The sequence below is a fragment of the Azospirillum sp. B506 genome, assembly GCF_000333595.1.
In the GTDB taxonomy this organism is placed as follows: Bacteria; Pseudomonadota; Alphaproteobacteria; order Azospirillales; family Azospirillaceae; genus Azospirillum.
Genome location: NZ_BADK01000054.1, coordinates 1 through 7,188 on the forward strand (window position 1 = coordinate 1; position 7,188 = coordinate 7,188).

A 7,188-nucleotide genomic window follows, 5' to 3' on the forward strand; every position below is an offset into this window, starting at 1 on the left:
CCTTCGGCGCTTCAGGAATCCCCGACGAGGTGTTCGAGCAGGTGGTGCGCACCGACTTCTTCGGCATGGTCCATGGCTGCCGCGCCGTGCTGCCCCATTTCCTCGACCGCGGCGAGGGGATCATCATCAACACCGCGTCAATGGTGTCCAACATCGGCCAGCGCTATGCCACCCCCTATACCGCGGCGAAATTCGCCGTGCGCGGCTTTTCCGAATCCCTGCGGCAGGAGCTGGTGGACGAACCCGACATCCATGTCTGCATGGTCATGCCGGCTTCCATCGACACGCCGCTGTGGCAACATGCCGCCAACTACACGGGCCGGGCGGTGAAGCCGCTGAACCCGATCCACCCGCCGGAGGAGGTCGCCGCCGCCATCCTGTCGCTGGCCGTCAATCCCCAGCGTGAACTGTTCGTCGGCGCCGAGGGGCGCCTCGCCGCCGTCGGCAACGCCATGGCGCCGCAGATGACCGAGCGCGCGCTCGCCCACACCATCGAGCGCGACATGTTCCAGAACCGCTCCGCTCCCGACACGTCGGGCGGCGTGCTGACGGCCATGCCGGAACATCAGAGCGCCAGCGGCGGCTGGATCGAGCGAGAACGGCAGCGCAGCCGGGGGAGGGAAGAGGGGCGGGGGTGGTCCTTTTCCTGGACCAACCTGACATTGTTCCTGCTGCCGGTGGTGCTGGCGAGCCGGCCGCTGAATGGCGGACGGACGCGCTACGTCCCGTGATGCCTCCGGCGATTCTTCCGCAGCGCGCTTGATCCGGCGGTCCGGAGCCGTTATACGCTCGCCCCTTTTCCGGTGCGGCGGGTGGCCGCACCGGTCATCCGGGCAGGAGGCGGGACATGACGGCGTGCGGGCTCGATTTCGGCACCTCGAACACGACGCTCGGCGTGCAGGACGCCGACGGCTTCCGGCTGCTGGCGCTGGACGGCTCGCGCACGACCTGCCAACTGCCGTGTTCTTCGATTTCCAACATGACCGCACCACCATCGGCCAGGCCGCCATCGATGGCTATGTCTCGGGCGTGGAGGGGCGACTGATGCGCTCCATCAAGTCGATGCTCGGCACCGACCTGATCGACGCCGATACGGCCTTGCGCAAGGGCCGCATCAGTTTCCGCGCGGTGATCGGCACCTTCCTCGATCTGGTGAAGAAGCGGGCGGAGGACGCGCTGGGCGGCGAGCTTGGCGACGTGGTGGTCGGCCGTCCGGTCCATTTCGTCGACGGCGATCCGGCCGGCGACGCCGCGGCGGAAGACACGCTGGGGCAGATCGCGCGGGCCGCCGGCTTCCGCAACGTCTCCTTCCAGTTCGAGCCCATCGCCGCCGCGCTCGATTACGAGCAGCAGGTGGCGGGGGAGGAACTGGCGCTGATCGCCGACATCGGCGGCGGCACGTCGGACTTCTCGGTCGTGCGCATCGGGCCGGAGCGGCGCGGCAAGGCTGACCGGGCCTCCGACATCCTGGCCAACGACGGCATCCGCGTCGGCGGCACCGATTTCGACCGCGATCTCAGCCTCGCCACCGCCATGCCGGAGCTTGGCCTGGGCAGCGCGATGAAGCGCGCCGGGCTGCTGGCGCCCAGGAGCATCTATTTCGATCTGGCGACCTGGTCGAAGATCAACTTCCTCTACACCGCGAAGGCGATGGCCGAGTTGGAGCGGCTGCAGCGCGATTCGGCCGAGCCGGAGAAGATCGAGCGGTTGATCGGCGTGGTCGAGCATCGCCAGGGCCATGCGCTGGCGATGGCGGTGGAGCGGACCAAGATCGCCCTGTCCGACCATGAGTCGGCGGAGCTGGCGCTGGATTGGGGTGATGGAGAACTGGCGCTGGCGGTGGACCGGGGGGCGTTGAACCGCGCGACCGGTTCGCTGGCGGCCCGCATCGGAACCCGCATCCGCGATTGTCTCGCCGACGCCGGGGTGACCGCCGACCGCATCGACGCGGTGTTCCTGACCGGCGGCTCCACCCTGCTGCCCCAGGTCCGTGCGGCGATCCTGGCCGAGGCGCCGGGCGCGCGGGTGGTGGAAGGAAACATCTTCGGCTCCGTCGGCCTGGGGCTGACGGTGGAGGCGCTGCGGCGGTACGGGTGAACGAAAGGGGTGGGAGGCAACCTCCCACCCCTGACCCTTTACTGCACCACGATGCGCGGCGCCGCACGGCCGCCGCTGCCGCCGCCGATCTTTTCCCACAGGCGGGTCGCGATCCGGCGATAGGCCTGGGCGTGTTCCGAGTCCGGCTGCGACACCACGATCGGCTGGCCCTGGTCTGAGGTCTCGCGGATCGACAGGTGCAGCGGGATCTCGCCCAGGAACTCCATGCCGAGATCGTCGGCTTCCTTGCGGGCGCCGCCGTGGCTGAAGATGTCGGTGCGGTGGCCGCAGTTGGGGCAGCAGAAATAGCTCATGTTCTCGATGATGCCCAACACGGGCACATCGACGCGGCGGAACATGTTCAACCCCTTGCGGGCGTCGAGCAGGGCGATGTCCTGCGGGGTGGAGACGATCACCGCGCCGGCCAGCGGCACCTGCTGCGCCATGGTCAGCTGGGCGTCGCCGGTGCCCGGCGGCATGTCCACCACCAGCACGTCGAGTGTGCCCCAGTTGACGTCGCGCAGCATCTGCTGCAACGCGCTCATCACCATCGGTCCGCGCCAGATCATCGGCGTGTCCTCGGCCACCAGGAAGCCCATCGACATCACCTTGACGCCGTAATTCTCCATCGGCTCCAGACGCTTGCCGTCGGGGCTGTTGGGCCGGCCGGCGATGCCCATCATCCGCGGCATCGACGGGCCGTAGATGTCGGCGTCGAGCAGCCCGACCTTCAGCCCGTTCGCCGCCAGCGCCAGCGCGAGGTTGGCCGAGGTCGTCGATTTGCCGACGCCGCCCTTGCCGGACGCCACCGCGACGATGGCCTTCACGCCGGGGACCAGCGGCTTTTGCGGATCGTTCTGCGGCGCGGCGCCATGGGAGTGGCCGCCATGGGAATGCCCGTGCGAATGGCCATGCCCACCATGCGAGTGTCCCTGCTGCGGCGCTGCCTGCGGTGCGGCGCGGTGGGCGGTCAGCACGGCGGTGACCGATAGGACGCCCGGCAGGGCATCGACCGCCTTCTCCGCCGCGTGGCGCAGAGGCTCGGCCTGGGCACCGCGCTTGGGGTCCACCTCGATGGAAAAAGCGACATGCCCGTCACGCACCACGAGGCCCGACAACATGCCCAAGCTGACGATGTCGCCGCCCCGGTCCGGGTCGATGACGGTCTTCAGCGCCTGCATGACTTGAGCTTCGCCGATCTGCGCCATGGTTGAAAACTCCGCTGTCTTCCCGATATTGGCGGATATCCGTTGGTGGAATCCTTGCCGAAGGGTATGGGGGACTATAGGACCGACGGACGAGATCGGTAAAGGGATGCGCGGGGCTTAAGCCATTGCGCTTCCACATGATGGGACGAATCGCAGAGGGGGACACAGTCGGATGCCGTGGAACAATCAGGGTGGGGGCGGTGGTGGCGGCCCCTGGGGTCCTCCGCCGGGCAACAACGGCCCGGGCAACCCGTGGGGGCGTCCCCAGGGCGGGGGAAATGGCGGCGGCGGCGGCGGCCCGCAGCCTCCCGACCTTGAGGATCTTCTGCGGCGCAGCCAGGACCGTCTGCGCCGGGCGATGCCCGGCGGCTTCGGCAGCGGACGCGGTGTGGCGCTGGTCGCCGGCGTGCTCGGCCTGATCTGGCTCGCCAGCGGCATCTACCGCGTCGAGGCGGACGAGCAGGGCGTCGTCATGCGCTTCGGCCAGTGGGTGCGGACCGAACAGCCCGGCCTGCGCTATCGCCTGCCCTCGCCGATCGAGACGGTGCTGCTGCCCAAGGTGACACGCGTCAACCGGATCGAGGTCGGCTACCGCTCCTCCGTCGGCGGCGGCCGCACCGATCGCGACGTGCCGGACGAGTCGCTGATGCTGACCGGCGACGAGAACATCATCGACATCGACTTCACGGTGTTCTGGGTCATCAAGGACGCCGGCAATTTCCTGTTCAAGATCCGCGAACCGGAAGTGACGGTGAAGAAGGCGGCCGAAAGCGCCATGCGCGAGGTCATCGGCCGCACCGACCTGCAGCCCGCCCTGACCGAGGCCCGCCAGCAGATCGAGACCTCGACCCGCCAGCTGCTCCAGACCATGCTGGACGAGTATCAGGCCGGCATCGAGATCACCCAGGTCCAGCTGCAGAAGGCCGACCCGCCGCAGCCGGTCATCGACGCCTTCAACGACGTGCAGCGTGCCCGCGCCGACCGCGAACGCGCCCGCAACGAGGCGGAAGCCTACCGCAACGACATCATCCCGCGCGCCCGCGGCGAGGCGGAGCGGCTGGTGCAGGAGGCCTCGGCCTACCGCGAGCAGGTGGTCAGTCTGGCGCAGGGCGACGCCGACCGCTTCCGCAAGGTCTACGAGGCCTATGCGCTGAACAAGGACGTCACCGCCAAGCGCATGTATCTGGAAACCATGGAGGAGATCCTCCGTGGCCGGAACAAGATCATCGTCGACGGTTCGGCCCAGAATGTCGTGCCCTACCTGCCGTTGAACCAGCTGGCTCCGAACGCCACGCCGGTTCCGCAGCAGCAGGCGCCGCGTCAAGCCCCGGCCAACCAGAGCGGCAACCAGGGTGGCGCACGGTCCGGCACGCAGACGCAGCCTTTGTCCGCGCTGCCCCAAAATCCCTCAACGTCCGGCCAGTGAGGAGGATCGCATCATGAAACGCACCCTCGCCATCGCCGGTATCGCCATCGTCGCCCTCGGCGTCGTCGCGTCGTCCGCCCTGTTCACCGTCAACGAGGCCCAGCAGGCGCTCGTCCTGCAGTTCGGCGAGCCGCGCCGGGTGATCCAGGACCCGGGCCTGAAGGTGAAGATCCCCTTCATCCAGGAGGTCCGGCTGCTCGACCGCCGCGTCCTCGACCTCGACCCGCCGGTGGAGCAGGTCATCCTGGCCGACCAGAAGCGCCTGGATGTCGACGCCTTCGCCCGCTACCGCATCCACGATCCGCTGCGCTTCTACCAGACCGCCGGGACCGAGGCGGTGGCGGAAACGCGCCTGAACTCCATCGTCAACTCCGCCCTGCGCCGTGTGCTCGGCAACGTCACGGTGCTGGCCGTCCTGTCGGACGAGCGTGCCCGCATCATGACCGACATCAAGGGGCAGGTGAATGACGAGGCCAAGCGCTTCGGCATCGAGATCGTCGACGTCCGCATCCGCCGAGCCGATCTGCCGGAGGAGACCAGCCAGTCGATCTTCGCCCGCATGCGGTCCGAACGCGAACGCGAAGCGTCCGAGGCCCGCGCCCAGGGCCAGGAACAGTCGCAGCAGATCAAGTCGCGTGCCGAACGCGAACGCACGGTCATCATCGCCGAGGCCCAGCGCGACGCGCAGATCCTGCGCGGCGAAGGCGACAACACGGCGCTGAAGCTGATCGCCGAGGCGACCTCGCAGGACCCCGGCTTCTATGGCTTCTACCGCTCGCTCGAAGCCTACCGGAAGGCGCTGAACGGCAACGACACCACCATGGTGCTGTCGCCGACCGGGGAGTTCTTCCGCTACTTCAGCGGCCCCGGTGCCCAGGCGGGCGGCGGTCCGGCGCCTTCGCCGGCCCCCGCTGCTCCCGCTCCCGCGCCCGCGCAGTAACGCTGCCGGGCCGGATCGGGACTGTTTGCGGCCGGAGCGGGATTGCCCCCGTTCCGGCCGCAGCCATGTCCGGCCCCCTTGGAGGTCCGCAGAATTGGCTTGAAGGAAATCCGCGCGCCTTAAGATTTCCACTGGTGCCGACTGGACCGGCACGCCATCTTGCGGCCATACTCTTGGCCCAACACATATATGGCCCAGAACCGGGCGGCCGCTCCCGCCCACGGAATCGGCCGGACGTCTGGTAGGGAGAGCACGTTGATTCGCATACCCAAACTCGAACCCGCCACGCGCGGCGCCGTGGCCGAGGCCCGGCCTCGCAAGGCGGGCGTCCGGCCGCTGGTCGCCGCCATCGTCTGGGGCATGACGTCGGTCATGGCCGGCGGTGCGGTGATGGGCGGTCTCGCCGTCGCCCCGGCCCAGGCTCAGGCAGCCCAGGCACAAACGGGTCAGGCCCAGGCGGCGACGGCGCCGCGCAATGCGCCCGGCAGCTTCGCCGATCTGGCGGAAAAGCTGCTGCCGGCGGTCGTCAACATCTCCACCAGCCAGAGCGCGCCGCAACGTCCGCAGGGCCAGCGGCCCGAAGTCCCGCAATTCCCGCCGGGTTCGCCCTTCGAGGATTTCTTCCGGGACTTCTTCGACCGTCAGCAGCAGCAGGACCAGCCGCAGCGCAAGGCGACGTCGCTCGGGTCCGGCTTCATCATCGACGCCAAGAACGGCTATGTGGTCACCAACAACCACGTCGTTCAGGACGCCGACGAGATCACCGTCATCCTGCAGGACGATACCAACATCAAGGCGGAGCTGGTCGGCAAGGACAGCAAGACCGACCTGGCGCTGCTGAAGATCAAGACCAGCCATCCGCTGGTCGCCGTTCCCTTCGGCGACAGCGATGCCATGCGCGTCGGCGACTGGGTTCTGGCGATCGGCAACCCGTTCGGCCTGGGCGGGTCGGTCACTGCCGGCATCATCTCCGCGCGTCAGCGGAACATCGATGCCGGCCCCTATGACGATTTCCTGCAGACCGACGCCTCGATCAACCGCGGCAATTCCGGCGGCCCGATGTTCAACCTGAACGGAGAGGTCATCGGCATCAACACCGCCATCTTCTCGCCGTCGGGCGGGTCGGTTGGCATCGGCTTCGCCATTCCGTCCAACCTCGCCAAGCAGGTGGTGGCGCAGCTCAAGGACTACGGCAAGACCCGCCGCGGCTGGCTCGGTGTGCGCATTCAGGCGGTGACGCCGGAGATCGCCGAAAGCCTGGGCCTGCCCAATCACAAGGGCGCGCTGGTCGCCTCGGTGACGCAGGACGGTCCGGCCGCCAAGGGTGGCATCCAGGCCGGCGACGTGGTGACCAAGTTCGATGGCCGGGAAATCGACGAGATGCGGCGCCTGCCGCGCGTCGTCGCCGAGACCTCCATCGACAAGGCCGTTCCGGTCGAAGTCTGGCGCAAGGGCAAGTCGCAGACCGTCCACGTCAAGGTCGGCGAACTGGAACCTGCCGAGAAGCAGGGGTTGCT

Annotated in this window: 6 protein-coding genes; 5 read left to right on the plus strand and 1 reads right to left on the minus strand. The window is 68.4% G+C overall.

The window, feature by feature from the left end; genetic code table 11:
• On the plus strand, positions 1-731 hold a 731-nt coding region (locus I71_RS01665), incomplete at its 5' end, for an SDR family NAD(P)-dependent oxidoreductase (RefSeq protein WP_042689339.1).
• 229 nt (positions 732-960) lie between these two features.
• Positions 961-2,097, plus strand: coding sequence for an Hsp70 family protein (locus I71_RS01670; RefSeq protein WP_244433558.1), 1,137 nt, complete (start codon positions 961-963; stop codon positions 2,095-2,097).
• A gap of 38 nt (positions 2,098-2,135) precedes the next feature.
• Here the strand turns inward: I71_RS01670 and apbC are convergent, their stop codons facing one another.
• Entirely contained in the window at positions 2,136-3,305 is a 1,170-nt protein-coding gene (apbC, locus tag I71_RS01675; protein WP_042689343.1) for an iron-sulfur cluster carrier protein ApbC, read from the minus strand.
• Positions 3,306-3,477: 172 nt separating this feature from the next.
• On the opposite strand from apbC, the gene hflK reads away from it, so the two are divergent.
• The 3 genes from hflK to I71_RS01690 form a co-directional block, all read left to right on the plus strand.
• A complete protein-coding gene (gene hflK / locus I71_RS01680) occupies positions 3,478-4,731 on the plus strand; it encodes an FtsH protease activity modulator HflK (RefSeq protein ID WP_042689345.1) in 1,254 nt (417 codons plus the stop codon).
• A 13-nt stretch (positions 4,732-4,744) separates the two neighbouring features.
• A complete protein-coding gene (gene hflC, locus I71_RS01685; RefSeq protein WP_042689349.1) occupies positions 4,745-5,671 on the plus strand; it encodes a protease modulator HflC in 927 nt (308 codons plus the stop codon).
• 372 nt (positions 5,672-6,043) lie between these two features.
• Positions 6,044-7,188 (plus strand): Do family serine endopeptidase (locus tag I71_RS01690; protein WP_375731161.1); only part of this gene is annotated, 1,145 nt, incomplete at its 3' end.